The organism is Rhizobium sp. ERR 942 (assembly GCF_007828395.1).
Taxonomy (GTDB): Bacteria; Pseudomonadota; Alphaproteobacteria; order Rhizobiales; family Rhizobiaceae; genus Rhizobium; species Rhizobium dioscoreae.
In genome coordinates, this window is record NZ_VIUA01000001.1 from 923,246 (window position 1) to 949,774 (window position 26,529).

Here is a 26,529-nt window from a genome sequence, read left to right on the forward strand (position 1 = left end):
AACGGGCCGAAACTAGAACAAAAAGTGCACATTCACAGGGCATAAGACTCGATCGACGGCTGTTTTCATGTGGAAACGGGTCGGCCCATTCACCGGGTAAAACGTCTCGTTGTCCGCACCAAGATTACAACTTTGTCATAATCTGTGGCGAAACTTGCGGCATATGCTCAAAAACACGATATTGCAGCAAATCGGGCACAATCTTGCTTTATAGAGCCGTCCGAGCCGAAATTGGCCCCCGGTTAAGTGCGCTGGGTAGATGAGGGGTCACAAAAACCAACGACGCGATTTCATCGCCTCTGACACAACGAGCCGGAGACGTGCATGACCGCCTGGAAGCAGCTTTCCTTGTCTTTTTTCTTGCTGGCAGCCGGCATCGCCGCTGTCGTGGCCTTCATGCCCAGCGCGGCGGGCCTGCTGCAGAAGGTCGGCGTTCCCGAGACTGTCGTGGCCTGGATTGCTCCGCGCGATGGCGCGGCGGACGGAAAGTCGGAGACGCAGGCAAGCTCCGGTGGACGGCGCGGTCAGAACATACCGCTTGTCGTCACCGAGCCTGTGGTCAGCGGTGTTGTTAACGATCGCCTGAGCGCGATCGGTACCGGCGACGCCATCCGTTCGGTCGTCGTCATGCCGCAAGCGGCGGGTACGATCCGGGAAATTCTCATCAAGTCAGGCGACAGGGTGAAGCAGGGGCAGGTGCTGGCGCGTCTCGACGACGATGAGCAGATCATCGCTCGCGGCCAGGCGGAAGTGGCGCTGAAGAGCGCTGTCGAAAAATCCCAGCTCTACCGCAATATCAAATCCACAGTCTCGCGTATGGATGTTTTCGATGCCGAGATCGTGGAGCAGGGCGCAAAGCTGGCGCTGCAATCGGCCGAGCTGGCGCTGAAGCGCCGCGATGTGGTCGCACCGATCGACGGGATTGTCGGTATCGTGCCTGTGGTCGTCGGCGACAATGTGACGACAACGACCAATATCGTGATGCTGGACGACCGCTCGGAAATCCTGGTGGATTACTGGGTGCCGGAGCGCTTCGCCAACACCGTCAAGGTCGACCAGCCGGTGGAAGCGACGTCGGTGGCATTGCCGGGGCGCGTATTTTCGGGCGTTGTCGAGGCAGTCGACAATCGTGTTGACGGCGCGAGCCGGACGCTGCGCGTGCGCGCCCGCATCGATAACGCCTCCGATGTTCTGCGCGCCGGCATGTCCTTCAATGTCGGCATGCACTTTGCCGGCGAATCCTATCCCTCCGTCGATCCGCTCGCCGTCCAATGGGATGGGGCGGGTGCGCATGTCTGGCGCGTCGTTGACGGTAAGTCCTCGAAGGTGCGCGTCAGCGTCGTGCAGCGCAATCCGGATGCGGTGCTGGTCCGTGGCGATCTCCGCAATGGCGATCTCATCGTCATCGAAGGATTGCAGCGCGTGACCGAAGGTGGCGAGGTTCGCTTTGCCCGCGATGTCGCCCAGGCCAAGGAGGTCATCACCCAATGATGACCGATGGCAACGATGTGGCGGATGCCGGCTCGGCAGCGGCCAAGCAATCCTTTACCGCGCTCTTCGTGCGCCGGCCGATCCTGGCGCTGGTCTTCAACACGCTGATGGTCGTCGCCGGTCTTGCCGCCTATTTCGGCGTCGAAGTGCGAGAACTACCCGATGTCGACCGTCCGGTCGTGACCGTCAGGACGGTATTCGATGGCGCATCGCCGCAGACGGTGGATCAGGAGCTGACGAAGATCATCGAAGGGGCGGTTGCCCGCGTCAGCGGCCTGAAGTCGGTTTCCTCCAGTTCCTCCTTCGGTCAGAGCCGGGTAACGCTCGAATTTTCCGACGCGACCGATCTTTCGGTTGCCGCCAATGATGTCCGCGACGCCATCGGTCGCATCACCGAACAATTGCCCGATCAGGCGGATGCGCCTCAGATCGTCAAGGCGGATTCGGATTCGCAGCCGATCATGCGGCTTGCCGTCACCTCGACCACGTTGACGATGGATGACCTGACACAGCTCGTCGACAAGGAGATCACCGACCGGCTGGCTTCGGTCGAGGGCGTCGCCGATGTCGAGCTTTACGGCGATCAGGAGAAGATCTTCCGCATCGATGTCGATCAGGCCGCCCTTGCGAGCCGAGGTCTCACCATCGGCGACCTGACGACGGCGCTTGCGACCGCAGCACTCGATGTACCGGCCGGATCGCTGAAGAGTGCGCGGCAGGATATCGTCGTGCGCGCCACGGCGGCACTACAGACGCCGGAGGATTTCTCCCGGCTGATCATCAAGAACCGCGTGCGGCTTTCCGATGTCGCCACCGTGACGCTCGGACCGAGGGACGGCACGACCGCGCTGCGTTCGAACGGCGTGCAGGGCGTTGGTCTCGGCATCATCCGTCAGGCGCAGTCGAATACCTTGAATATTTCCGAAGGCGTGAAGGCCGTCGTCGCGCAGCTGTCTAAATCGCTGCCCGAGGGTACGCGCATCGTCGTCACCAGCGACGATGCCCTGTTCATTCAGGGAGCGATCCACGAGGTCGTGCTGGCGCTCGTCCTGTCGGCGTTGATCGTCACCGCAGTCATCTATCTCTTCCTGCGCGACTGGCGGGCGACGCTGATACCGGTCGTCACCATGCCGGTGGCGCTGATCGGCACGCTTGCCGCGCTCTACATGGTCGGTTTCTCGGTCAATATCCTGACGCTGCTGGCAATCGTGCTTGCGACCGGCCTCGTGGTCGATGACGCCATCGTCGTGCTCGAGAATATCGTGCGGCGCAGGGCGGAGAAGATCGGGCCTCGCGCTGCCGCCGTGCTTGGCACGCGCGAAGTTTTCTTCGCCGTCATTGCGACGACGGCCACGCTTGCTGCCGTGTTCATTCCGCTCTCCTTCCTGCCGGGGCAGGTGGGCGGCCTGTTCCGCGAATTCGGCTTCGTGCTTGCCTTCTCCGTCGGCCTGTCGTCGATCGTGGCGCTGACGCTCTGCCCCATGCTTGCCTCGCGCATGCTGACCAAGGAGATGCGCGAGGAGCATGGCGCGCTCGGGCGTTTCGGCGAGCTTTTCTCCGGTGTCTATCGTCGTACCCTCAAGGCCTGTCTCAATGCGCCTTTCGTCGTCATCGTCTTCTGCGCCGTGTTTTCGGCTGCAGCCGTCCTGGCGTTCATAAACGTCAAGAGCGAGCTGACGCCGAGCGAGGATAGGGCGATGGTCATGCTGCGTCTCACCACGCCGCAAGGCGCAGGCCTCGATTATACCAAGGATCAATTACAGCGCGTCGAAGAGCGGCTGCAGCCGCTGATGGACAGCGGCGACATACGAAATATCTACGCGATTTCAGGCATGAACAGCCAGAAGAACAGCGGCTTCATGGTACTGACGCTGGCCCCCTGGAGTGAGCGTCATCGTACGCAGCAGGATATTGTCACCGATATCAACAAGGCCATGGCAGGCGTGCCGGCTCTTCGCGGCAATGTCATCCAGGCCAACAGCCTGCGCATTCGTGGCGCCGGCAGCGGCGTGCAGATGGCGCTCATCGGCAACAATCACGAAGCGCTGACCGATGCAGCGCTGAAACTCGTGCAGGAACTCGACAAAACCGGCCAATTCGATACGCCGCGGCTGAACAACGAGCCGACACAGGCTCAGGTCTCCGTCACCATCGATCGTGAGCGCGCTTCCGATCTCGGGGTCGACATTTCAGGCCTTTCAGTGGCCTTGCAGTCGCTACTTGAGGGCCGCTCCGTCGTCGACGTATTCGTCGCCGGCGAATCCTATCCGGTGCTTCTGACGTCGACGATGCGGCCGATCGATGATCCCACGGATCTTGAAAACGTCTTCCTGAAGACCGGCGACGGCAAGATCGTGCCGATGTCTGTCATCGCGTCGCTCAAGGAGAATGCGGTTGCGCCGCAGCTGACCCGCGAGCAGCAGCTGGCTTCGGTTGCGATCACCGCCGGGCTCAAGAACGGCATGTCGCTCGGGCAGGCGGTCGAGGAGATCACACGGATCGCGACGCCACTCCTGCCGCCTGGTTCGCGGTTGATGCCGCTCGCCGAAGCGGCAACACTGGAGGAAAATTCCAGCGGCATGGCCCTGACCTTCGGTTTTGCCATCGTCATCATCTTCCTGGTGCTTGCCGCGCAGTTCGAAAGCGTGCTGTCGTCGGTCATCATCATGTCGACGGTGCCGCTCGGCCTTGCCTGCGCCGTCTTTGCGCTCGTCATCACCGGATCGAGCCTCAACATCTACAGCCAGATCGGCCTGGTGCTGCTCGTCGGCGTCATGGCCAAGAACGGCATCCTGATCGTCGAGTTCGCCAATCAGCTTCGCGACAAGGGCGAAAGCGTGCGCGAGGCGATCGAAAAGGCCTGCGCACTGCGTCTGCGCCCGGTCATGATGACGATGATCGCGACCATCCTTGGAGGCGTGCCGCTTGTCTTTGCCGAGGGGGCCGGCGCAGAAGCGCGCGTTGCTCTCGGCTGGGTCATTGTGGGCGGCCTTGGGTTTGCGACCCTGGTCACGCTTTACATCACACCCGTCGCCTATCTTTTGATCGCCCGCTTTGCCAAGCCACAGACGCATGAGGAGCAGCGCCTGCATGACGAGATGTCGGATGCGGCGCTGCGCGCGAAGCTCGCCAATCTTCGCGCGGCGGAGTAGATCGGCACCGGCAGGTTGGTCCGTTGCAGGCGTTGCGCTTATTTATGGTAAATCAGGGGTATCGTTTAGCGCTTTTTTAAGCATGTTTGCTAATCATGTCGGTATGTAACCGCTGGAGCGCAGGCGTTGTTTTGCCTCGCTCCCCGTTCGCCGACACGCTCGGCCCGCGCGCATGAGCGCCCGCGGCAAGGTTTCGATGTCTCCTTGTATTTGTTGCGTATTGTTGCGTCCGGAGTTCATGTGCCGTGAGTATTTTTTCGACCTTCATCAGGGTCAGTCCCTCTGTGAATACAGCACTGGAAGTGCTGAGGGACACCCAGACCAAACTGGGTAATGCCGAGCGACAGATGTCGTCAGGCCTGCGGGTTCAGTCGGCCAGAGACAATGCCACCTACTGGAAAATCTCGACTTTGACGCATACCGACATCGGCGCGATTTCGTCGGTTCAGGATGCGCTCGGTCTCGCCGCCTCGACCGTCAGCACCGCTTCCACGGGTGTCAGTAGCGCGATCGATGTCGTGACCGAGATCAGGACGAAGCTCGTCAGCGCCTATGAGACCAGCGTCGACAAAACGACACTCAACGACGAGATCACCGAGCTCAAGCAGCAGTTGCGCAGCGTTGGGGAGTCGGCGACCTTCAACGGCGTCAACTGGACCGTGCTGCAAGACGGCGCGGACCCGACTGACCCCCATGAGATTCCAGGCTCCCTTATCCGGGGTACCAACGGCACCGTAACGATCGGCATGCTGAGCTATGCGGGCGTCAGCTCGACGACGGGGCCAATCACCTCGGCCGATGCGCGTTATCTGATCGACGATCAGTCAAGCGGCACTGGCGGATATGGCGTGCTGACGTCGACATCTTTCGCCACCGAAGCCGGAGCGGCTAAGAATTATGTGCTCATCAGCAGCAAAAACGGCAATACGAGCGGCCAGGTGGAGATTTCGCTCGATGCGAATACGAGTCGGGGCGCTATTGTCGACATGGTCAACACCGTGACGGGAATGCTGAACCAGCTCAAGACGATCGGATCCGCCTTCGGCTCCCTCGAGGCGCGTATCAATCTTCAGACCGAGTTTGCCAGGAATCTCAATGATTCGCTGACCAGCGGGGTCGGCAAACTCGTGGATGCCGATATGGAACAGCAGTCGAGCAAGGTTCTGGCGCTGCAGGCTCAGCAACAACTCGGGCTGCAATCTCTGTCGATTGCCAATGCGAGCTACAATACGGTTCTGCAACTCTTCCAGAACCATTGATTGCAGCGAACGGCTGAAATTGACGGGCTGGCGGGTGGATGGCGCCGCACGTCTGCATGCGCCGGCTTCTGCAAAAGCTCTGCTGACGCTCTATGCACAGGGGACAAGGGTCTGGATAAGATTTCTCTTCATGATATTGCCGCAATGCTTCATATCTGCTGCGGCCATCGAACCGGAGAGCGACAATTCTATGATCAAGAAAATTGCCATTCTTGCCCTTGCGGCAGCCTTTTTGAATGCATGCACCACCACCGACCCCTATACGGGTGAGCAGAAGGTATCGAATACCGCAGGCGGTGCGGCGATCGGTGCCGGCGTCGGTGCCGTTGCCGGTCTTCTGATCGGTCACTCGCCGGCCTCGCGCCGCAATGCCGCGCTGATCGGCGCCGGCGTCGGTGCACTCGCGGGTGCCGGTATCGGCAACTACATGGACCAGCAGGAGTCCGAACTGCGTGCACAGCTGCAGGGCACCGGCGTTTCGGTTACCCGCGTCGGCGACCGCATCATCCTGAACATGCCTTCGGCGATCACCTTCGATATCGACCAGGATGCGATCAAGCCGGAATTCTTCCCGACGCTCAATTCCGTCGCGATCGTTCTGCGCAAGTTCAACCGCACGCTGATCGACGTCAACGGCCATACGGATTCGACCGGCAGCCTGCAGCATAACCAGGATCTGTCCGAGCGCCGCGCCGGATCGGTCGCGTCCTACCTCGGCAGCCAGGGCATCGACCAGCGTCGCATGTCGGCCATCGGCTTCGGTCCGTCGCAGCCGGTCGCATCCAATGCCACCGAGGCTGGCCGCGCGCAGAACCGCCGCGTCGAGATCCAGATCGCACCGATCACGCAGAACGGCTAAGCCTTTTCAACAAAAACGGCCGGGTCTCGCGATCCGGCCGTTTTCTTTGCGCGTCCGATCACGCATGCATGCTTGCGCCCTTGGTTATCTTGTCGACGATTTTCTTGTCGGCGCGCATGGCGATACCGACGACCTTGGCATCTTCCGGCGCGAATTCGGAAAAGACGGTGCGGTTGGCCGCGTCATGGCCGGTTGAAAACATTTCCTCTATGAAGATGGAAGACGTGACGCCTCGCTCCAGCGAGCGGCGGTGGATGGCGGCAATGCTCTCCTTGTCGGCCGAGAGCACGATGATGGGCTGGATCGACAAAGCGTTGTAGACGTTGCCGGTGCGATCGCGATAGGCTTCGCCGATGATATCGGGATGTTGTCCGGCTATGCCTGTGGATAGGAAGGCCGTTACATTCAGCTTTTGCCAGGATTGAAGGTCGTTTCGCAGAACGATCGCGATTTTGGTATCGAACATCGATGGTCACTTTCATGCAGTCTGGAAATGGGACATTGCACGAGGATGTAGCCGGACAGATCTTCGAGGGTCTTGAACGTTTGTGCGTGACACCGGAGGCCAACCGCATCCTGTCTGCACCTGCCTATCCGGGCATCGAACGCATCCAGGCGCAGTTTCGTGGCGATGCCTTCGAACTGCATCGTCACGACACCTATGCGCTTGGCGTCACCATGCGCGGCGTGCAGACATTCCGTTATCGTGGCGAACAGCGCTACAGCTTGCCCGGGCGGGTGATCATTCTTCATCCGGACGAACTGCATGATGGCGGGGCAGCGACCGAGGACGGCCTCGTGTACCGGATGCTGTATCTGGAACCATCAGTGCTGTTTCAATGCCTTGAGGCGGCGCGTGTCGGCCTGCCTTTCGTCGATGACCCCGTGGTGGAAGACAATCGTCTCGCCGGCCTGTTGCTGGCGGCGCTTGGCGAGCTCGATCGCGAGCTGGATGAGCTCTTCGTCGACGATTTCGTTTCGCGACTCACCGACGGACTTGTCCAGCACGCCCGTTTGCCGCAACGGCGCTTGGGCAGCATTGCGTGGGGGCAGGTGAAGACTGCGCGGGACTATCTCGAGGCGCATGTCACACGAGGCGTGCGCTCGCAGGAACTGGAGCGCATCACCGGTCTCGATCGCTTTGCGCTCGCACGGCATTTCCGTGCTGCCTTCGCAACAAGCCCGCACCGGTTCCTGCTGATGCGCCGGCTGCAGCAGGCAAAGGCGATGATCGGCGCGGGGGAGCCGATCGCTGAGGTGGCAGCCGCAACCGGCTTTGCCGATCAGAGCCATCTGACCCGGCATTTTAAGAAGGCGTTCGGCATTGCTCCAGGCGCCTGGAACACTATGGTTCAGAGAGCCGGTTAGCGGGACCTGCCGTCTCTCAATGGACGCCGAGGAACTGTTTGAGCTCCGGGGTTTGCGGATTGGCGAAGACTTCGCCGGGCGGTCCGATTTCGTGCACGCGGCCCTGGTGCATGAAGACGACGCGCGAGCAGACATCGCGGGCGAATTTCATCTCATGGGTCACCATCAGCAGCGTCATGCCTTCGCTTGCCAGCTCGCGCACGACGGCGAGAACTTCCGCGACCAGTTCCGGGTCCAGTGCGGAGGTGATTTCATCGCAGAGCAGCGCGATCGGCTGCATGGCAAGTGCCCTGGCGATGGCGACGCGCTGCTGCTGGCCGCCGGAGAGTTCATCCGGATAGGCGTCGAACTTATGCCCGAGGCCGACACGGTCGAGCATGCGCCGCGCCATGGCTTCGGCTTCGGCCTTGGCGGTCTTCTTGACGACCATCTGTGACAGCATGACGTTGCGTCCCGCGCTCAGATGCGGAAAGAGATTGAATTGCTGGAAGATCATGCCGACCTTCAGCCGGAGCGCCTTCAGATGGAGGTCATCGGGCAGGAGCTGTGCGCCCGCGACTGAGATCGAGCCGTCATTGATCGTTTCCAGGCCGTTGATGCAGCGCAGCAGCGTCGACTTTCCCGAACCACTCTTGCCAATGATGGCAATGACTTCGCCGGGTTCGACATCGAGGTTGATGCCCTTGAGGACTTCGTTGGTGCCGAAGCTCTTGCGGACTTCAGTGATTTCGATGAGCGACATTGAGCTTCCTCTCCAGGATCTGGCTGCTTTTCGACAGCGGCCAGCACAGGGCGAAATAGATGAGCGCGACGAAGCCATAGACGGTGAATGGCTGGAAGGTCGCGTTGGTGATGACGGTGCCTGCTTTGGACAGCTCGACGAAGCCGATGATGGAGGTCAGGGCCGTGCCCTTGACGACCTGCACGGAGAAGCCGACGGTCGGCGGCACGGCGATGCGCAGCGCCTGGGGCAGGATGACGTAGCGCATCTGCTGCAGATAGCCCATGCCGAGACTTGCCGAAGCCTCCCATTGCCCCTTGGCGACAGCCTCGACGCAGCCGCGCCAGATTTCGGTCAGGAAGGCTGATGACCAGAGGGTGAGCGCGACGCCGGCAGCCAGCCAGGCCGGCACGTCGATCCCGAAAAGCCCGAGACCGAAGAAGGCCAGGAAGAGCTGCATCAGCAGCGGCGTGCCCTGGAACAGCTCTACGAAATATCTGACCGCGATGCGGCCTACCTTTGCCTTGCCGATCCGCAGGAACAGCAGGATTGCGCCGACGATGGCACCGCCGGCGAACGAGACGAGCGACAGCAATATCGTCCAGCGCGCGGCCAGCAGCAGGCCCCGCAGGATATCCCATGTGGTGAATTGGATCATTGGCGGACCCTGCGTGGAAAGATCATCTTGCCCACGACCGCGAGTACCTGTCGAAGCAGGATCGCCAGCGCGAGGTAGATCGCCGTGGAGACGAAATAGGCTTCGAAGGCGCGGAAAGAACGCGATTGAATGAAGTTTGCCGCGAAGGTCAGATCTTCGGCGGCGATCTGCGAGACGACCGAAGAGCCGAGCATAACGATGACGACTTGCGACGACAGTGCCGGCCAGATGCGCTGCAGGGACGGAACGAGGACGACATGCCGAAAGGTTTCGAACCGGGTCATGGCAAGGCTGGCGCCGGCTTCGAATTGCCCGCGCGGCGTTGCCTGTATGCCGGCGCGGATGATCTCGCAGCTATAGGCGCCGAGATTGATGACCATGGCGAGATTGGCGGCAGTCATCTCGTTCATCTGAACGCCGATGCCGGGCAGGCCGAAGAAAATGAAAAAGAGCTGGATCAGAAACGGCGTATTGCGGATGAGCTCGACATAGGCGGCGACGAAGGGTTTGAGCCACCATGGACCGAGTGCGCGCGCCCAGGCGCAGGCGATCCCAAGGAGAATGCCAAGCACAGCCCCGATAAGGGTCAGCTCCACCGTGACGAGAACGCCCTTGATCAGCGTGGGATAGTATTCGGCAAGCCAGCCGAAATCGAAATGATAGCGCATCGGAGAAAGCCTCGCTCGGACCGATCACGCCGCCGAATGACGGTACGATCGGTCCTGCGTTGATCAGAAGCCGGTCGGCAGGTCGGCGCCCAGCCACTTCTGCGACATCTTGTTCAGCGTCCCGTCCGCCTTGGCGGCAGCAACGATGTCGTCGACCTTCTTCTGCAGCGCCGGCTCGTTCTTGTTCAGGCCGATGAAGCAGGGGGAGTTGGTGATGAGGAATTTCATCTCGGGCTTCTTCGGCGGGTTCTTGGCGAGAATGGCCGCCGCAACGACATTGCCGGTCGCGACCAGCTGGACCTGTCCGGACAAGAAGGCGGAGATGGTGCCGTTATTGTCCTCGTAGCGCTTGATCGTCGCGTCCTGCGGCGCGATCTTGGTCAATGCCAGATCCTCGATCGCGCCGCGGGTGACGCCGATCGTCTTGCCGGAAAGGTCTTCAGGCTTTGTTGCCGCAACATCGCCGGGGCCGAAGACGCCGTTGAAGAAGGGCGCGTAGGCTTCAGAGAAATCGATGACCTTTTCACGATCCGGATTCTTGCCGAGGCTTGAGATCACCAGATCGACCTTGTTCGTCTGCAGATAGGGAATGCGGTTGGCGCTGGTGACCGGAACGAGTTCCGTTTTCACGCCGAGTTTTTCGCCGATCAGATTGGCCATATCGATGTCATAGCCCATGGGTGCCATGTCCGTGCCGACGCTGCCAAAGGGCGGGAAGTCCTGCGGGACGGCGACGCGGAGTGTGCCGCGCGAGGCTATGTCGCTCAAGGCATCCGCCCGAGCTGCGTTGGGGGCGGAAATTGACCCCATCGCCAGCATCGCAATTCCGAGTGCCATGAGCATTTGTCTGCGCTTCATCGAATGTCCTTCCAATCGTGGCTATGTGAAAGCTGAAAGGCGATAGGCAAGACATATGCCAGTCGACGGAAAACTGCGTCGCGGTGTTATGATTTGGATGAAAGTGAATGCTCGGTGATCGTTGAGTTGGTGTTCTGATTAAAATATAGGCAAAACTCTGCCGCGATGCTTTTCCCTACCAACCGATTGTCGTACCTTTGATCAATCGCACAAAACTTGAACTTATGCGCGATAGCGGCTCACTTTCATCACTGGACAGCGCCGCCCCAAATGCCCCATAGAACCGAGAGGGGTTAACGCCCTGGACGACCGCGATGGGAGATTCGGACTATGGTTTTGGCTGATGCAAAGGCGGGAACACGCAACGAGGCCGGCATATCCGCCGTTCTCGGTATTCTGAAGCAGGCCTTCGGCGAGCGGTTCCAGACCGGCGAAAGTTTTCGCGCCCAGCACGCCCACACGACCACCTATATCCCATCGCAGCTGCCGGACGGCGTGGTCTTTGCCGAAACGAGCGAGGACGTGCGGACTGTCGTCAAGGCATGTGCCGAACATAAGGTTCCGGTCATTCCTTTTGGCACTGGATCTTCGCTGGAGGGACAGGTGAATGCGCCGCAGGGCGGCATTTCCATCGATTTCAGCCGCATGAACCGCATTCTCGAAGTCAATGCCGAGGATCTGGATTGCACGGTCGAGCCCGGCGTCACCCGCGAGCAGCTTAATACCTACTTGCGCGACACCGGCTTATTCTTTCCGATCGATCCCGGCGCCAATGCCTCGATCGGCGGCATGGCATCGACGCGCGCATCGGGCACCAATGCCGTGCGCTACGGCACGATGAAGGACAATGTCTTGTCCGTGACCGTGGTGACTGCCAATGGCGAGGAAATCCGCACCGCCCGCCGCGCCAAGAAATCGTCGGCCGGTTACGATCTGACGCGGCTCTTCGTCGGCGCCGAAGGCACGCTCGGCGTGCTGACCTCGATCACGCTGCGCCTTCAGGGCATTCCGCAGAAGATCGCCGGCGGTGCCTGTGCATTTCCGGATATCAAGGCTGCGTGCGATGCGGTCATCATGACCATCCAGATGGGTGTTCCGGTCGCGCGCATCGAACTGCTCGATGCCATGCAGATGCGGGCCTGCAATCGCTATTCCGGTCTGACCTATGACGAGAAGCCGACGCTCTTCCTCGAATTTCATGGCACCGACGAAACCGTTGCGCTGCAGTCGGCGCAATTTGCCGAGATCGCGGCTGAATGCGGTGGCGGCGAATTCCTTTGGACAAGCAACGCCGAGGAGCGCAACAAGCTCTGGAAGGCTCGCCATGACGCCTATTGGGCTTGCCGCGCGCTGGCGCCGGAACTGGCTGCGCTATCGACAGATGTCTGCGTGCCGATCTCGCGGCTTGCCGAATGCGTCGCAGAAACCCAGGCCGATATCGAGGCGCACGGCCTGCTGGCACCGATCGTCGGCCATGCCGGCGACGGCAATTTCCATGTGCTCGTCTTGTTCGACGACAAGACGCCGGAAGGTATCGCCGTTGTCGAGGAATTCGTCGCGCGCCTCAACGCGCGTGCGCTCGCCATGGATGGCACCTGCACGGGCGAGCATGGCATAGGGCAGGGGAAGATGGCGTTTCTGGAGCAGGAACTCGGCGATGCGGTCGATCTGATGCGTCAGATCAAGGAGTCGCTCGATCCGGATGCCATTTTCAATCCAGGGAAGATATTCCGCAGGCACTGAAAGATGGAATATTTTCATGATCTTGGCTTGCTACGGCCGCGAATGGCGCTAGGCTGCATCCGCACTTTTCCGGTTTTTGCCATGAAAAGCCACCGATATGCGCTAGATGGGGCATATCTCCCGAAAAGAGCTGCTGTGACAGGCGGAGATCGGGTAGAACCATGCATATGCGCTCTGACAAGCGACGCCTGCATGTGTTGGGAATGAAGATTGGAGACGATACGCGTTGTTAGGTAGGGTCCTGGTTTTTCTGGGTGGATTGCTCGTGGTGGTGCTGTTCGTGGCGCTGCTTGCTCCGCTCTTCATAGACTGGACCGATTTTCGCAAGAACTTCGAGGATCAGGCGAGCCGCATCATCGGCAAGAAGGTGACCGTTCACGGCACGGTCGATGCCCGCCTTCTGCCGTTTCCGTCGGTAACGCTGCACGATGTCCGTGTCGGCCAGGAGGCTGATGGCACACCGCTGGTGCAGGTGGCTGAATTCTCAATGGATGCTGAACTTGCGCCTTTCCTTTCCGGTGAAGCGTTGATCTTTGATATGCGGGTGTCCAAGCCCAAGGTACGGCTGCGGCTGCTGAAGGATGGCACGCTTGACTGGATGCGCGGCAGTCAGCCGGAAATTCCCGCAAAATCCGTCGTGCTCGAAAACGTTCATGTCGAAGACGGCGACATTCTCTTCATTGACGAGCAGACGGGCAGGACCCGGCATGTCACGGGCCTGAATGCCCAGATGTCGGCCAGATCGCTTGCCGGCCCCTGGCGTATCGAGGGCGATGCGGCACTCGACAACGAGCATGGCAATTTCACTGTTTCCAGCAGCCAGCCTGACGACAACGGCGTCCTGCGTGTCCGCACTCGGCTGATGCCGGATCGCCATCCGCTGAATGTCGATCTCGACGGCGAATTGAAACTCGTCAACAGCAAGCCCGATTACATGGGCTCCTTCACAGCCGGGATCAACGATAAGCAGACGCGCGATTCCGCCGACCAGAAGGTGCAGCCCCGCATCAAGGGCCGTTTCGAGCTGACGAATGACCGCATTCGCGTTCCCGAATACCGTCTCGAAGTCGGCGCCGATGACGATCCCTATGTCGTCACTGGCGAGGCGACGCTGGATACGGGGTCCAAGCCGGAATTCCTGCTGACGGCCGACGGCCAGCAGATCGACGTCAATCGTCTCGGCAACAATAAGGGCACCAACGGCAAGACCAATCGCAACCCTGCAATCTCGGCGCGTCAGCGCCTCAACACTCTGATTGCGATCGCGGCTGAAATCCCGGTGCCGCAGGTCCCCGGCAAGGCGACCTTCCGCCTGCCGGCGATCGTCGCGGGTGACACGACCATACGCGACGTACAGCTCGATCTCGAACCGGCGGGAACGGGATGGAAGATCGATCATGCGATCGGCACGATGCCCGGTCGCACGCAGGTCGAAGCGCGCGGCAATCTGATGCTGATGGGCGAGCCGAATTTCATCGGCAATCTGGTCGTTGCGTCCAACCAGCCGTCGGGATTGGCCTCTTGGCTTGTCGGGTCCATCGACCCGGCGATACGCCAGCTGCGTCAGGCCGGCTTCTCCGCCGATGTCAGCCTGAAGCATGATGAACAGCGCTTCGAAAATCTTGAGATTGCAATCGGTTCGGCCACGCTGAAAGGCCGGATCGATCGTCAGAGCGGAACAGACAAGGCCCCGCCAAAGCTTGCGGTCGACCTGATCGGCGATGCCCTCGACCTAGACGCACTGAGGGCTCTGACTGGGCTCTTCACAGGTCAGGATACGGGGGAATCCCTCTTCGATCATCGGATCACGGCGCATCTCCAGGCCGGAAAATTCATGGCATTCGGCGTGCCGGCGGAGAATGTTGATACGTCCTTCTCCGTTGCCAACGGCGCTCTGACGATCGATAAGCTCTCGGTGCACAATGTCGCCGGCGCCGAAATTACCGCAACCGGCCGCGCCGACGGCTCGCCTTCCGACTACAAGGGATCGGGCGAGATCACCTTCAAGGCTGCCGATCCCGGGCCGTTCTTTGAAATGCTGCGCCAGCATTTGCCGCATCATCCCGTCATGGACCGGTTGGTGCGCAATGCCGCATGGTATGGAAACACTGCTCTTCGCGGGGCGGTGACGCTCGGCGGGGATCAGGACAATGCGCTGACGGTGACGCTTGCCGGCGTTTCCAACGGTAGCCGCGTCAATTTCGATTATCGCATGTCCGATCTTTCGGCGTTCACGGGCAAGGGCACCACGACGCTCGAGGGAACGCTCGAAAATTCGGTGACGTCGATCCTGTTCGGCCAGGCGGGTCTCGATCCATTGCCTGTCGAAGCCGATGCCAACGGTCGTCTGACGCTGAAAGTGTCCGCAAGCGGCACCGATCCGGCGGATGCCGCACTCACCTTTGCGACCGACAAGACATCGTTTACCGCAAACGGCAAGGTGGATGTCCGTCCCGCCACCTTCCTCAATGGCAACATAACGCTGTCGCTCGAAAGTGCTGATATCGATCCTTATTTCGTGATGAACGGCATCGGCGTTCCACAGATGGGTGCCGGCTTGCCGGTGAAGTTCCAGGCCAATGCCGCACTGAACCTGGACAAGATCGTGTTTTCGGACATGAAAGGGCTGTTTGCCGACAACAACATGTCTGGCACGCTGACCGTTGATCGGAAGGCGCCGAATCTCAAGGCGTCGGGCGAATTGTCGCTCGACAAGGCGGATCTCGACTGGCTGGCGGAAGCCATCTACGGGCCGATAAGCGATCCGAAAACAGGCACTCTGAACCAGGATAAACTTGGGCTGCCTGCCTTCACCGGAATGGATATCGGCGTCAAGCTTTCCGCAAAGCAGGTATGGCCCGGCATATTCGGTCCCATTTCGAATTTCGCCGCCAATGCGACCTACAAGGGCGAAGAATTGCGGCTTAACGATCTGACGGGTGGCTGGAACGGCGGCACGCTGACCGGCAGTGCAACGTTCGCCAATTCCGACGGTACCGGCCTGCTGCAGACGAAGCTTAGCCTGGCCAACGGCGATCTCGCCGCTGTCGCCTGGCAGCGTGACGGTGCGCCGCTTGCCACCGGTCGCTTCGGCCTTGCGATGAATGCCGAAGCGAGCGGCAAGAGCATTGCCGACCTTGCGGCCAATGCCAGCGGTTCGGGTGAAATGAAGCTCGGCGAGACGCATGTACGTGGCCTCAATCTCTCCGTCATGCCGCCGCTCCTCTCGGCGACGGATCAGATTCAGGGTGATATCACCGCTGCCAAGGTGCTGCCGATCGTGCAGACGCTGCTCAACAATGGCGAAGCGGTCCTTCCGGCGACGAGCATTCCTTTCAACATTTCCGCCGGTGTGATGCGGGCGACCAATATTGCCGCCAGCAACGATCTGGCAAAGCTTTCGGGCAATGCCGAAATCAGTTTGCCGGATGAGCGTATGCGCGGCTCTCTCGGCATCGATTTCAACGCCGGCTCAGAAGCGCAGAGCGGGGCGGAACCGGCCTTGCGCCTCGATTTCGCCGGCCCACTGGCCTCGCCGGGCCGGACAATGGACGTGACGGATGTCACCAGCTTCCTCTCGGTTCGGGCATTCGAGCGCGAACGCCGGCGTGTCGAGCGCCTGCAGGCCAATGTGCTTGAAAAGCAGAGGCTGCGGCGTGAGGTGGCGCTGTACAAGTATGTTGCAGGCGTGCGCGAGGCTCTGCGCCAGCGCGATGCCGCTATCGAGCAGCAGCGTCGTGCAGAAGAAGAACGGTTACGCAATTTAGCCCAGCAAGCGGCCACCCAGAAGCAGGCGGAGGAAGAGGCGCGCGCCAAACAGGCGGCGGAGGAAGCGGCCAAGGCCAAGGCGGCGGCCGAAGCGCGAGCGAAGGCCGAAGCGCAGCATGCGCCGGCGGGACCTCTGAATTTCAATGAACTGCCGGGAGTTGCCCAGTAAACAGGGCGGTTGTGGATCGATCCACATCTGGTAGGTGAGGCGCAGCGCTCACGATATCGTCGTGAACTCCTCTGCAGCCATTCAGTTGCGATCCTTCAGCCATCTGAGGACATAGAGGCGAAGTGCCGAGGAGAGATTGCTGCCGGCTTCGCGCCCGTCGTCGATCTCGGAAATCAGTGCTGCGAGCGACATGCCGCGCGCGCTGGCGATAGCCTTCAGTTCTGTCCAGAAGGCATCTTCAAGGGAAAAGCTTGTGCGATGGCCATGCAGCGTCGCGGAATGTTTGCGGATCATCGGCGGATCGATCAAAAATCGGAAATGGCGGGATATTTCTGAAAGTGATTCAAAATGCGGAAGTAAGCAACTGATTTCTGAAGTTTTTTATCTCGGGGTCTAAACTAGTCTTCGGTCTTCTTGGTTTCGATTCGCCCGGCCTCGTGCGTCTTCTCGGCCTTTTCGTTAAGCGCCGACGTCAGCTTCTTCTCTGCCTTGGTTCGCCCGAAGGCGATGCGGTTCTGCTCCGCTTGCTTTTCCTTGTCCGAGCGGGCCTGCTTTTTGCGAAACTGGCGCAGATTGACGATTTCGGCGCTCATCGATCTCTTCCGTTACCGATACGAAAAAGGGAAGCGAATGCTTCCCCTCCAATGCCTACTGCTTCTTGCGGAATGCGTCGAGGGAGACGACCGATCCCGGCTTTTTTTCTTCGCCTTCCTTGGCTGCCGCCGCCGGCGCTTCCTCGCCTTCGGCCGGTACCGGATAGGCCGTAATCTCGCTGGAGGAGGTTTCCTCTTCCTCGTCAGCCAGCGGCACGTCGAACTCCAGCTCGAAATTCACCGATGGGTCATAGAAGCCGCGGATTGCGTTGAAGGGGACGACCAGTTTTTCCGGAACGTCAGAGAAGGAAAGGCCGATCTCGAATTGGCTTTCGCTGATCTTCAGGTCCCAGAACTGGTGCTGGATGACGATGGTCATCTGCTCGGGATACTTCGCCTTCAGGTGCTGCGAAATGCGCACACCCGGAGCGCCGGTCAGAAAAGTGATGAAGAAGTGGTGGTCACCGGGCAGGCGGCCTGTAGCGGCGACCTCGGTCAGCACCTTGCGGATCACTCCACGCAGGGCGTCCTGTGCCAAAATGTCGTAGCGGATATGATCCTGCCCCATGCTTTCCTGTCTTTCGTTGGCCATGTTTTTTATAGGCTTATGCCACGCTGAACGCCGCCGGAAAAGCCCTATGCGCGAGTCACCGCCTGTCGATCTATAATATAGCACTGGAGAAGAAGGTGAAGGCTTCTGTTGCCAGGTGCCTTCGAACCCCGCCTAAGAGTGCGACCCCTTAGGACTTTATTTGAAGTGTCACACCGCGATTAAGCAGCGAGACGAGCTTCCGCATAGTTGTCGTTTGCAACTACAATTTTAGCCCGATAACGGCGGTACAATGCCGAGCGAAAAGTCGATCTTTACACCCTTGTCGATCCTGTTTCGCCCCCATCAAAAGCCGGTCTGAGGCCAGTCTTGCAGGCCGGTTTTTGGTGGAGGCGCCGGGTACCGCCCCCGGGTCCAATAGGTTTATTACACCGCTCATTTATCGCCATAGCCGGCCCGAAGACCAGCAAGGCTGATATAGTGTTTTCCGCCGGCGAAGGGAAGGGCAATTGTCATAATTACGTCGCGGAAACATCGGTTTGTCCGCGAAACTCAGAGATTTACCTGAATTACGTTTCCCTGCGGTTGGTTTCACAGCGGCTTGTCATTAAAATTGCGAAAAAGGAATCGGCGGGCTGCCGTGCGGGCAAGCCTTACGGCCGGAAATTTCAAGCGATTTCGGAGCAGAAGATGGCTCGTCACCCAGAGTATCAATATCTCGACCTGATGGCGCGCCTGCTCGAGCACGGCGATCGCCGAATCGATCGCACCGGCGTCGGCACCTTGAGCGGCCTCGGCGCGATGATGCGATTCGATCTTTCGAAAGGGCAGATCCCGATCTTCACGACGAAGCGCGTTTACTGGAAGCTCGCCGTCAAGGAAATGCTCTGGTTCCTGACCGGCGACACCAATATCCGCAATCTGCTGAAGGAAAATGTGCGGATCTGGACCGACTGGCCGCTCGCCAAATATCGCAAGGCGACGGGCGAAGAGATCGATCAGGTCGCTTTCGAAAAGCGCATTCTGGAGGACGAGGCCTTTGCTCTGCAGTGGGGCGATCTCGGCCCGGTCTATGGTAAGCAGTGGCGGCAATGGCGCGATGCCGAAGGCCGGGTGCATGACCAGCTCGCCGCTGTTATCAAGGATCTCAAGACCAATCCCAGCAGCCGCCGCATGATCTTCCACGCCTGGAATGTCGGCGAGCTTGCCGATATGGCGCTGCATCCTTGCCACATGGTCTATCAGTTCCACGTATCAAACATCTCGGCTGAAGGGGGCAAGCGCCCGCGTCTCAGCCTGATGGTCTTCCAGCGTTCGTGCGATTTGTTCCTCGGCAATCCCTTCAACATCTGCCAGCAGGCGGTTTTGCTCGCCATGGTCGCGCAGCAGGTCGATATGGACATGGGCGAGCTGGTCTGGTCAGGTGGCGATGTTCACCTCTATCTCAATCATCTGGATGCCATTCGCGAGCAGCTCAGCCGTGAGCCGAAGCCATTCCCGACCTTGCGCCTGCTGCGCCATCCGGACAGCATCGATGATTATCATATCGAGGATTTCGAGGTTCTCGGATATGAGCCGCACGCGGCGATCGCGGCTGAAGTTGCGGTTTAGGCGTTTCGGCCGGCAACGCCGGCGAGAATGAGTTTTGCCACCGTGATCGGCATGATCCCCATGCTCTCAGCTTATGGTTTGGGATCGGGATCGACGCGTTCGTCCAGCAAGAGCTGCAGGAAGGCGAGATCCAACCACCGCCCGAACTTCGTGCCGACCTGCGGGAGGAGGCCGACCTGCTGGAAGCCGAGTTTTTCGTGCAGCCGAATGGAGGCGACGTTGCCGGCCTCGATGCCTGCGACCATCGCATGTTTGCCGATCGCCCGGGCACGCCCGATCAGCTCCATCATCAGCGCCTTGCCGATGCCGCCGCGATATTGATCGTTGCGCACATAGACTGAATGCTCGACCGTGTGCCGATAGCCGTCAAAGGCGCGCCAGTCGCCGAAGGAGGCATAGCCGACTACTTCCCCATGCTCATCGGTTGCGACCAGCACGGGATAGCCGAGCTTATGCCGGTCCTGCAGCCATTGTCTGCGATTGGCGATATCGACCTGCGTCTCGTTCCAGATTGCGGCGGTATTGGCGACGGCGTCGTTATAGATCGCGGTTATGCCCGCGAGATCTTCGTCCCCCGCATCGCGAATTTGCATCGGCAGCTCCATAGGGCATCCACTAAATCGGATAGATGTCTTTGTTACTCTATCCTGTCATACATCGATTTCCATATCTGTCCACTATATTATTACATATGTCCGGCGGATAAAAAGCGCGACGCTAATGCTACTGCGAAATCAGGTTTTCGGATGCGCAAGGCGCTAATTGTCAGCTCTGCGGACGTCCACTATAGTAAAACGCATGCCTCACCTTGATGATATCGACAGGCGCATAGGCGCACGCATTCGCATCGAACGGGAAAGCCGCGGTTGGTCGCTGACGGAGCTGGCGGACCGCTCTACCGTATCTCGTGCCATGATCCACAAGATCGAGCGCGGCGAAAGCAGCCCGACGGCGACGTTGCTCGGCAAGCTTTCCGGTGCCTTCAGCCTGAGCATGTCGACCCTGATGGCGCGTGCGGAGATGCAGCAAGGCCGGTTTCTCCGGAAGGAAGAGCAGCCCGTCTGGGTCGATCCGCAGACGGGTTATGAGCGCCGGCACGTTTCCCCGAAGTCGGACCTGCCGCTCGATCTCGTCCGCATCGAATTGCCTGCGGGCGCGGTGGTTCCAATGCCCGCATCGGCTTATGCCTTCATGCGGCAGCTTATCTGGGTGCTGGAGGGGCAGCTGATCTTTCTCGAAGGAGATACGAAGCACTCGATGTCGGCGGGCGATTGCCTTGAGCTCGGTCCGCCGACGGACTGCATCTTCAAAAATGAAAGCGGAGAGCCCTGCATCTATGCCGTCCTCGTGCTTCGCAACGCTTGACGGCCGGCGCTAAACTTAGCGTTACCGCAAGGCATTGCGCTCGTCCGGCCGAGCGATAGGCGATATGCTGCCGTCTTCCTCGATCGGAGAAGGAGTTGGCCGTGGAGATCGCAGTCATCGGAGCCGGCGCCATGGGAAGTGCCATTGGCCGGCGTTTGGTCGAAAGCGGGGCGAGGGTGCTCACCTATCTCGAAGGACGTTCGGCTTCGACCATCGAACGGGCGAAAGCAGCCGGCATGCAACCGGTCGATCTGGCCGAGGTTGCCGCGTCGCGTCTCATTCTTTCTATCGTTCCGCCTGCTGAAGCAGTGGCCGTCGCCAGACACATTGCCGGCGAGCTTCGGCGGAGCGGAAGCAAGACCACGTACATGGACTGCAACGCCATCTCGCCGAAGACCATGGCGGAGGTTGCGGCGATCTTCGGCGGCGATTGTGGCGTAGTTCTCGACGGCTCCATCATCGGCGGTCCGCCGAAACCGGGCCAGAAGGGACCGAAACTCTATGTAAGTGGCGATACAGCGAACGACAGCGGCGTGCTTGCGGATCATGGGCTTCAGGTCCGCCGCATCGATGGGGCAATCGGCGCGGCCTCGGCATTGAAGATGTGCTACGCCGGCATCAACAAGGGTGTGACGGGCCTTGGCACGGCCATGCTGCTTGCGGCGATCCGTTCGGGTGCCGATGCCGCCCTGAAACGCGAACTTCAGGAAAGCTTGCCGGATCTCGATGCGAAATTCGTCCAGGGAATTCCGGACATGTATCCGAAAGCCTATCGCTGGGTCGCGGAGATGGAGGAGATTTCCGAATTCCTCGGCGAGGACGATCCAGCTGCCTTGATATTCAAAGGTATGGCCGGGCTCTATCGGAAGATGGCCAATGATCGGGAAGATGGAGGTATTTTGGCCGGCCAGCTCGATACGTTGAACGGCAGTGGCTGATGCGAGACTACTACGGACGACTTCCATCTGCCGTTGCGGCCATGATGATATAAAGTCGTCGGACCGACTCGCATTGGCGTCGGTGAGGCAGACTGAGGGAGACGCATGACCCAGCCGATCAAAACCATCGTCGTTGCCGTATCGCGCAACGGCATCATCGGGCGCGAAGGCGATATGCCCTGGCGGCTGTCGTCAGATCTCAAGCGCTTCAAGGCGATGACGCTCGGCAAACCTGTAATCATGGGTCGCAGGACGTTCCATTCGATCGGCAAGCCGCTGCCGGGCCGGCCGAATGTCGTCATTACTCGGGATACCGATTTTGTGGCCGAGGGAATAATGGTAGCGCACTCGCTCGATGAAGCGATCTCGGTTGCGTCGCGTCTGGCGAACGAGAGCAATGTCGACGAAATCTGCATCCTCGGCGGTGGCGAAATCTATCGGCAGGCAATCGGTCTGGCAGACCGGCTGCTGATCACACATGTCGAGGCGGACGTGGAGGGCGACACCTCCTTTCCAAAGATCGATCCCGGCATCTGGCAGGCGGATAGCGAGCTTGCCGTTCCGGCTGGAGAAAAGGACACTTATCCGACGCGTTTCGTTCGCTATTTCAGACGAAAAGCATAAGAGCTGCCCCCAAAAAGCAAATATTTTCCAATGAATCCGACGAACTTCCTGAAGTCGCGTTGAAAGCAGGTGCTTCGATACCTATAACGGGAAACAATTGCCGCCACCCGCGAATTTCGTGGGCGTGGCGCGATATCGGGAGTCAACAAACAAAGAGGTTTTGATGCCTTGGAGCAATCAGAATGGCGGCGGCGGTGGCCCATGGGGCGGCGGTGGCGGCGGAAATAATCAGGGGCCTTGGGGGCAGGGACCGAACCGGCCGCGAGGCAGCGGCAGCGGCGGGCCACCCGACCTTGAGGATATTATTCGCCGCGGTCAGGACCGATTGAAAGGTTTCGTACCTGGTGGCTTCAATGCAGGCGTCGTACTCATCATCATCGCAGTGATTGCCGTTTTCTGGCTGATCCAGTGCATCTATACCGTGCAGCCGGACGAACGTGGCGTTGAGCTGCGCTTCGGCAAGCCGCGCGAGGAAGTCTCCATGCCCGGCCTGCATTTCCATTTCTGGCCGATGGACCGCATCGAATTCGTGAAGGTCACCGAACAGCAGCGCAATATTGGCGGCCGCTCCTCGGCCGGTTCGAATGCTGGTCTGATGCTGACGGGCGATCAGAACATCGTCAACGTGCAGTTCTCGATCCTCTATACTGTGACCAACCCGCAATCCTACCTGTTCAATCTCGAGACCCCCGACGAGACTTTGCAGCAGGTTGCGGAGAGCGCTATGCGTGAGGTCGTTGGCCGCCGTCCGGCTCAGGACATCTATCGCGACAAGCGTCAGGAAATCGCGACCGAGGTCAGAAGCATCATCCAGGATACAATGGATCGCTACGGCTCCGGTATCTCCATCAACGCTGTTCCGATCGAGGATGTCTCGCCGCCGCGCGAAGTAGCCGATGCATTCGAAGAAGTGCAGCGTGCGGAGCAGAACGAAGACCAGCAGGTGGAAGAGGCCAATCAATACGCCAACCAGAAGCTCGGTCAGGCCCGCGGTCGCGCGGCTCAGATCCGCGAAGAAGCGGCTGCCTACAAGGACCGTATCGTGAAGGAAGCGCAGGGTGAGGCGCAGCGCTTCATCTCAATCTACGACGAATACGTCAAGGCGCCCGAAGTCACGCGCAAGCGTCTGTTCCTGGAAACCATGGAGTCCGTCATCGGCAATTCCAACAGCATCATCATCGACGACAAGCAGGGCGTCGTGCCTTACCTGCCGCTGAACGAAGTCGGCAAACAGTCCACGACGCCGGCGGGCAAGCCCGCTGCTGCAACTCAGCCGGAGGCCAAATAATGACATCCAGCCGTTTGCCAGCCATTCTTATCGCGCTCGCGGTAGTACTACTGCTTATTTATTCGTCGGTGTTCGTGGTCAACGCGCGTGAACAGGCGATCGTCCTGCGCTTCGGCCAGATTCGTGACGTGAAGACGGAGCCCGGCATCTACTTCAAGCTGCCTTTCGCCTTCATGGATGCCGATCGCGTCCAGTATGTGCAACTGCAGGAACTCCGCTTCGATCTGGATAATATCCGTGTCCAGGTCTCCGGCGGCAAGTTCTACGAAGTCGATGCCTTCGTGGTCTACAAGATCATGGATGCGCGCAAGTTCCGCGAGACCGTCTCGGGTGATCGCGATGCGGCTGAATCGCGTCTCAGGACCCGCCTCGACGCTGCTCTGCGCCGTGTCTATGGTCTGCGCGGTTTCGAGGCGGCGCTTTCCAATGAACGTGCCGCGATGATGACGGAAGTGCGCAACGATCTGCATCGCGATGCGGAATCACTCGGCCTCAACATCGAGGACGTCCGCATTCGTCGCACGGACCTGTCTCAGGAAGTGTCGCAGAACACTTACGACCGCATGAAGGCCGAGCGTCTGGCGGAAGCCGAGCTGATCCGCGCGCGCGGTAACGAAGAGGGCCAGCGCCGCAGGGCGGTCGCTGACCGTCAGGTTGTCGAGATCGTTGCCGATGCGCAGAAGGATTCGGAAGTGCTGCGCGGTGAGGGCGAAGCCGAACGCAACGGCATCTTCGCGGATGCCTCGAAGCGCGATCCGAACTTCTACGAGTTCTATCGCTCGATGGCTGCCTACAACAAGGCGCTTGCCTCCGGCGGCAAGACGCTCGTGCTGCCGCCGAATCAGTCGGACTTCTTCAAGTATTTCGACAGTCCTGCCGGTTCCGCGCCCAATTCGGGCGCGCCGGCACTCGCCAATCCGACGCCGCCTGCGAACTGAGGCGTCATACACTGAAACGACAGGGCTGCCTCAGGGCGGCCCTTTTCTTTATGACGGATTGCATCACCTTTTGCCTGCAAGCATCGGCGGCGAGGAGCTTCGGGGATTTCTCAAAAAGGTGATTTCACGCTTCATCATTCCGCCTTATGTTGATGCTTATACAAGTTTTCCCCTATCGTGATGAGGATGCCTGATGGCTTCGACCAATCGCCTGCCTTTCAGCCGTTCGTTTGCCTTGCTCGCAAGCATCGCATTGATTGCCGGCCCCGTTGCGGGCGTCACCGAACAGGCTTATGCGCAGACGCAGAACAGCGGTGCGACCGAAGGCGCCCAGCCGCCGGCCGCGACCAACAATCAGACGCCGCCGGCAGCATCTCCAACGGTCACGACGAACCCGGCCATGAATGCCGGTCCGGCATCGGTTGCGGATCTGGCTTCCGGATTGCTCGATGCGGTCGTCAATATTTCCACGTCGCAGAAGGTCAAAGATGAGGGGAATGGGCCGGCGACCCCGAAGGTGCCGGACAATTCGCCCTATCAGGATGAGTTCAACGATTTCTTCAATAACAAGAAAGACGACGACAGCAACCGCAAGGTGAGCTCACTCGGCTCCGGCTTCGTCATCGATCCCTCAGGCTATATCGTCACCAACAATCACGTCATTGAAGGCGCTGACGATATCGAGGCGATCTTCCCAAACGGCACGAAGTTGAAGGCCAAGCTGATCGGAACGGATACGAAGACTGACCTTTCGGTCCTCAAGGTCGAGCCGAAGCACCCGCTCACGGCGGTCAAATTCGGCGATTCCTCCAAGATGCGGATCGGCGACTGGGTGATGGCAATCGGCAATCCCTTCGGCCTCGGCGGCTCGGTGACCGTCGGCATCGTCTCGGCGCGTGGCCGCAACATCAACGCCGGCCCCTACGACAATTTCATCCAGACGGATGCGGCGATCAACAAAGGCAATTCCGGCGGTCCGCTCTTCAACATGAAGGGCGAGGTGATCGGCATCAACACCGCCATCATCTCCCCGAGCGGCGGCTCGATCGGTATCGGCTTTGCCGTCCCGTCCGAACTGGCTGAGGGCGTCGTCAATCAGCTCCGTGACTTCGGCGAGACGCGCCGCGGCTGGCTCGGCGTGCGCATCCAACCGGTCACGGACGATGTCGCCAATAGTCTCGGTCTTTCAGAAGCCAAGGGAGCCCTTGTGGCTGGTGTCATCAAGGGTGGCCCTGTCGATAACGGCTCGATCAAGGCGGGCGATGTCATCCTGAAGTTCGACGGCAAGGATGTGGACGAGATGCGCGATTTGCCGCGTGTTGTTGCGGAAAGCCCCGTCGGTAAGGAAGTCGATGTCGTCGTCTATCGCGATGGCAAGCAGCAAACCATCAAGGTGACGCTCGGTCGACTGGAGGACAGCGATCAAGCGGCAGCGGCAAGCGCTGACAAGAACAAGAAGCCGCAGCTTGCGCCTGATGATAAGGGCAACAGTGACGGCGTCATCAATCCCGACCAGGGAGACGATGGTGACGACGACGGCATGGATGGACAGGATCAGGGCGGCGACCCGCAGCAATCACCGCAGGCTCAGCCGCCAGTTCAGGCGACCTCGAATATTCTCGGAGTGAAGCTCTCGACGCTGACTGCCGAAAACCGCAAGAGCTTCGGCATCGCCGACAGTGTCGATGGCGTCGTCATCACCGAAGTGGCACCAGGCTCGGCAGCCGCGGAGAAGGGGCTGAAGCCTGGCGACGTCGTCGTTGAGGTCGCGCAGGAATTTGTCCAGACTCCGAGCGCTGCCTCGGAGAAAGTGGCTTCACTGAAGCGGGAAGGCCGCCGCAATGCGCAGATGATGATTGCGTCTCCGAACGGTGACTTGCGTTTCATCGCCGTCGCGCTTGAGTAGAA

General features: G+C 59.8%; 23 protein-coding genes and 1 other RNA gene. 14 read left to right on the forward strand and 10 right to left on the reverse strand.

The genetic code is table 11. The features are described 5' to 3' along the window. The first annotated feature begins 324 nt into the window (after positions 1–324). From FBZ97_RS04505 to FBZ97_RS04520, 4 genes are all read left to right on the forward strand, one after another. Positions 325–1,491 carry an efflux RND transporter periplasmic adaptor subunit gene (locus FBZ97_RS04505; RefSeq protein ID WP_145316775.1) on the forward strand — a complete coding sequence of 389 codons (1,167 nt, stop codon included), beginning with the start codon at positions 325–327 and terminating at the stop codon, positions 1,489–1,491. Continuing rightward, positions 1,491–4,643 carry an efflux RND transporter permease subunit gene (locus tag FBZ97_RS04510; RefSeq protein ID WP_145317598.1) on the forward strand — a complete coding sequence of 1,051 codons (3,153 nt, stop codon included), beginning with the start codon at positions 1,491–1,493 and terminating at the stop codon, positions 4,641–4,643. Before FBZ97_RS04505 ends, FBZ97_RS04510 begins: the two co-directional genes overlap by 1 nt. A 245-nt stretch (positions 4,644–4,888) precedes the next feature. Next, entirely contained in the window at positions 4,889–5,902 is a 1,014-nt protein-coding gene (locus FBZ97_RS04515; RefSeq protein WP_145316777.1) for a flagellin, read from the forward strand. Positions 5,903–6,092: 190 nt separating this feature from the next. After that, positions 6,093–6,761, forward strand: coding sequence for an OmpA family protein (locus tag FBZ97_RS04520; RefSeq protein WP_112343884.1), 669 nt, complete (start codon positions 6,093–6,095; stop codon positions 6,759–6,761). Between the two features lie 58 nt (positions 6,762–6,819). Here FBZ97_RS04520 and FBZ97_RS04525 read toward each other — a convergent pair whose 3' ends face one another. Then, positions 6,820–7,227, reverse strand: coding sequence for a DUF2000 family protein (locus FBZ97_RS04525; protein ID WP_145316779.1), 408 nt, complete (start codon positions 7,225–7,227; stop codon positions 6,820–6,822). Between the two features lie 35 nt (positions 7,228–7,262). Here FBZ97_RS04525 and FBZ97_RS04530 point away from each other — a divergent pair, with 35 nt between their 5' ends. Continuing rightward, on the forward strand, positions 7,263–8,129 hold the full coding sequence (locus FBZ97_RS04530) for an AraC family transcriptional regulator (protein ID WP_145316781.1): 867 nt from the start codon (positions 7,263–7,265) through the stop codon (positions 8,127–8,129). A gap of 16 nt (positions 8,130–8,145) precedes the next feature. Here the strand turns inward: FBZ97_RS04530 and FBZ97_RS04535 are convergent, their stop codons facing one another. The 4 genes from FBZ97_RS04535 to FBZ97_RS04550 form a co-directional block, all read right to left on the reverse strand. Then, the gene (locus FBZ97_RS04535; protein WP_113351995.1) at positions 8,146–8,871 is read right to left on the reverse strand and encodes an amino acid ABC transporter ATP-binding protein; all 726 of its coding nucleotides are present in this window, start codon (positions 8,869–8,871) and stop codon (positions 8,146–8,148) included. After that, positions 8,849–9,508 carry an amino acid ABC transporter permease gene (locus FBZ97_RS04540; RefSeq protein WP_145316783.1) on the reverse strand — a complete coding sequence of 220 codons (660 nt, stop codon included), beginning with the start codon at positions 9,506–9,508 and terminating at the stop codon, positions 8,849–8,851. Before FBZ97_RS04540 ends, FBZ97_RS04535 begins: the two co-directional genes overlap by 23 nt. Beyond that, positions 9,505–10,176, reverse strand: a complete 672-nt coding sequence (locus FBZ97_RS04545) for an amino acid ABC transporter permease (RefSeq protein ID WP_145316785.1) — start codon at positions 10,174–10,176, stop codon at positions 9,505–9,507. The genes FBZ97_RS04540 and FBZ97_RS04545 overlap by 4 nt, the downstream gene beginning before the upstream one ends. 63 nt (positions 10,177–10,239) lie before the next feature. After that, on the reverse strand, positions 10,240–11,019 hold the full coding sequence (locus tag FBZ97_RS04550; RefSeq protein ID WP_186449463.1) for a transporter substrate-binding domain-containing protein: 780 nt from the start codon (positions 11,017–11,019) through the stop codon (positions 10,240–10,242). A 345-nt stretch (positions 11,020–11,364) separates the two neighbouring features. Here FBZ97_RS04550 and FBZ97_RS04555 point away from each other — a divergent pair, with 345 nt between their 5' ends. Both FBZ97_RS04555 and FBZ97_RS04560 read left to right on the forward strand, forming a co-directional pair. Beyond that, entirely contained in the window at positions 11,365–12,777 is a 1,413-nt protein-coding gene (locus FBZ97_RS04555) for an FAD-linked oxidase C-terminal domain-containing protein (RefSeq protein WP_113332948.1), read from the forward strand. A 226-nt stretch (positions 12,778–13,003) separates the two neighbouring features. Continuing rightward, positions 13,004–16,714: an AsmA family protein gene (locus FBZ97_RS04560; RefSeq protein WP_145316789.1), complete on the forward strand. Its 3,711-nt coding sequence runs from the start codon at positions 13,004–13,006 to the stop codon at positions 16,712–16,714. Between the two features lie 81 nt (positions 16,715–16,795). On the opposite strand, the gene FBZ97_RS04565 is transcribed toward FBZ97_RS04560, so the two are convergent. The 4 genes from FBZ97_RS04565 to ssrA form a co-directional block, all read right to left on the reverse strand. After that, on the reverse strand, positions 16,796–17,008 hold the full coding sequence (locus FBZ97_RS04565) for a ribbon-helix-helix domain-containing protein (protein WP_069612828.1): 213 nt from the start codon (positions 17,006–17,008) through the stop codon (positions 16,796–16,798). A 104-nt stretch (positions 17,009–17,112) separates the two neighbouring features. Further along, complete coding sequence (locus FBZ97_RS04570; protein WP_113332950.1) at positions 17,113–17,307, reverse strand: DUF4169 family protein; 195 nt, start codon at positions 17,305–17,307, stop codon at positions 17,113–17,115. 55 nt (positions 17,308–17,362) lie between these two features. After that, entirely contained in the window at positions 17,363–17,875 is a 513-nt protein-coding gene (locus tag FBZ97_RS04575; RefSeq protein ID WP_113333137.1) for an SspB family protein, read from the reverse strand. Positions 17,876–17,993: 118 nt separating this feature from the next. Further along, positions 17,994–18,364: a transfer-messenger RNA gene (ssrA, locus tag FBZ97_RS04580) on the reverse strand. A 183-nt stretch (positions 18,365–18,547) separates the two neighbouring features. On the opposite strand from ssrA, the gene thyA reads away from it, so the two are divergent. Beyond that, positions 18,548–19,468, forward strand: a complete 921-nt coding sequence (gene thyA, locus FBZ97_RS04585; protein ID WP_145316791.1) for a thymidylate synthase — start codon at positions 18,548–18,550, stop codon at positions 19,466–19,468. 71 nt (positions 19,469–19,539) lie between these two features. Here the strand turns inward: thyA and FBZ97_RS04590 are convergent, their stop codons facing one another. Further along, entirely contained in the window at positions 19,540–20,061 is a 522-nt protein-coding gene (locus FBZ97_RS04590; protein WP_145316793.1) for a GNAT family N-acetyltransferase, read from the reverse strand. 205 nt (positions 20,062–20,266) lie between these two features. On the opposite strand from FBZ97_RS04590, the gene FBZ97_RS04595 reads away from it, so the two are divergent. The 6 genes from FBZ97_RS04595 (at position 20,267) to FBZ97_RS04620 (ending at position 26,527) form a co-directional block, all read left to right on the forward strand. Next, positions 20,267–20,833, forward strand: a complete 567-nt coding sequence (locus FBZ97_RS04595) for an XRE family transcriptional regulator (RefSeq protein WP_145316795.1) — start codon at positions 20,267–20,269, stop codon at positions 20,831–20,833. Positions 20,834–20,934: 101 nt separating this feature from the next. Next, a complete protein-coding gene (locus FBZ97_RS04600) occupies positions 20,935–21,771 on the forward strand; it encodes an NAD(P)-dependent oxidoreductase (RefSeq protein WP_145316797.1) in 837 nt (278 codons plus the stop codon). Between the two features lie 105 nt (positions 21,772–21,876). Then, complete coding sequence (locus FBZ97_RS04605) at positions 21,877–22,395, forward strand: dihydrofolate reductase (protein WP_145316799.1); 519 nt, start codon at positions 21,877–21,879, stop codon at positions 22,393–22,395. Positions 22,396–22,558: 163 nt separating this feature from the next. Next, the gene (gene hflK, locus FBZ97_RS04610) at positions 22,559–23,683 is read left to right on the forward strand and encodes an FtsH protease activity modulator HflK (RefSeq protein WP_113332954.1); all 1,125 of its coding nucleotides are present in this window, start codon (positions 22,559–22,561) and stop codon (positions 23,681–23,683) included. Continuing rightward, on the forward strand, positions 23,683–24,621 hold the full coding sequence (locus FBZ97_RS04615; RefSeq protein WP_145316801.1) for a protease modulator HflC: 939 nt from the start codon (positions 23,683–23,685) through the stop codon (positions 24,619–24,621). The genes hflK and FBZ97_RS04615 overlap by 1 nt, the downstream gene beginning before the upstream one ends. Positions 24,622–24,814: 193 nt before the next feature. After that, positions 24,815–26,527: a DegQ family serine endoprotease gene (locus FBZ97_RS04620; RefSeq protein ID WP_145316803.1), complete on the forward strand. Its 1,713-nt coding sequence runs from the start codon at positions 24,815–24,817 to the stop codon at positions 26,525–26,527. The last annotated feature ends 2 nt before the right edge of the window (positions 26,528–26,529 follow it).

Coding starts and splice junctions, on each gene's coding strand:
- FBZ97_RS04590 (WP_145316793.1), bottom strand. CDS start 20,061: ATGCAAATTCGCGATGCGGGGGACGAAGATCTCGCGGGCATAACCGCG.
- FBZ97_RS04570 (WP_113332950.1), bottom strand. CDS start 17,307: ATGAGCGCCGAAATCGTCAATCTGCGCCAGTTTCGCAAAAAGCAGGCC.
- FBZ97_RS04605 (WP_145316799.1), top strand. CDS start 21,877: ATGACCCAGCCGATCAAAACCATCGTCGTTGCCGTATCGCGCAACGGC.
- thyA (WP_145316791.1), top strand. CDS start 18,548: ATGGCTCGTCACCCAGAGTATCAATATCTCGACCTGATGGCGCGCCTG.
- FBZ97_RS04535 (WP_113351995.1), bottom strand. CDS start 8,871: ATGTCGCTCATCGAAATCACTGAAGTCCGCAAGAGCTTCGGCACCAAC.
- FBZ97_RS04620 (WP_145316803.1), top strand. CDS start 24,815: ATGGCTTCGACCAATCGCCTGCCTTTCAGCCGTTCGTTTGCCTTGCTC.
- FBZ97_RS04510 (WP_145317598.1), top strand. CDS start 1,491: ATGACCGATGGCAACGATGTGGCGGATGCCGGCTCGGCAGCGGCCAAG.
- FBZ97_RS04565 (WP_069612828.1), bottom strand. CDS start 17,008: ATGATCCGCAAACATTCCGCGACGCTGCATGGCCATCGCACAAGCTTT.
- FBZ97_RS04525 (WP_145316779.1), bottom strand. CDS start 7,227: ATGTTCGATACCAAAATCGCGATCGTTCTGCGAAACGACCTTCAATCC.
- FBZ97_RS04540 (WP_145316783.1), bottom strand. CDS start 9,508: ATGATCCAATTCACCACATGGGATATCCTGCGGGGCCTGCTGCTGGCC.
- FBZ97_RS04595 (WP_145316795.1), top strand. CDS start 20,267: ATGCCTCACCTTGATGATATCGACAGGCGCATAGGCGCACGCATTCGC.
- FBZ97_RS04615 (WP_145316801.1), top strand. CDS start 23,683: ATGACATCCAGCCGTTTGCCAGCCATTCTTATCGCGCTCGCGGTAGTA.
- FBZ97_RS04505 (WP_145316775.1), top strand. CDS start 325: ATGACCGCCTGGAAGCAGCTTTCCTTGTCTTTTTTCTTGCTGGCAGCC.
- hflK (WP_113332954.1), top strand. CDS start 22,559: ATGCCTTGGAGCAATCAGAATGGCGGCGGCGGTGGCCCATGGGGCGGC.
- FBZ97_RS04545 (WP_145316785.1), bottom strand. CDS start 10,176: ATGCGCTATCATTTCGATTTCGGCTGGCTTGCCGAATACTATCCCACG.
- FBZ97_RS04555 (WP_113332948.1), top strand. CDS start 11,365: ATGGTTTTGGCTGATGCAAAGGCGGGAACACGCAACGAGGCCGGCATA.
- FBZ97_RS04550 (WP_186449463.1), bottom strand. CDS start 11,019: ATGCTCATGGCACTCGGAATTGCGATGCTGGCGATGGGGTCAATTTCC.
- FBZ97_RS04520 (WP_112343884.1), top strand. CDS start 6,093: ATGATCAAGAAAATTGCCATTCTTGCCCTTGCGGCAGCCTTTTTGAAT.
- FBZ97_RS04575 (WP_113333137.1), bottom strand. CDS start 17,875: ATGGGGCAGGATCATATCCGCTACGACATTTTGGCACAGGACGCCCTG.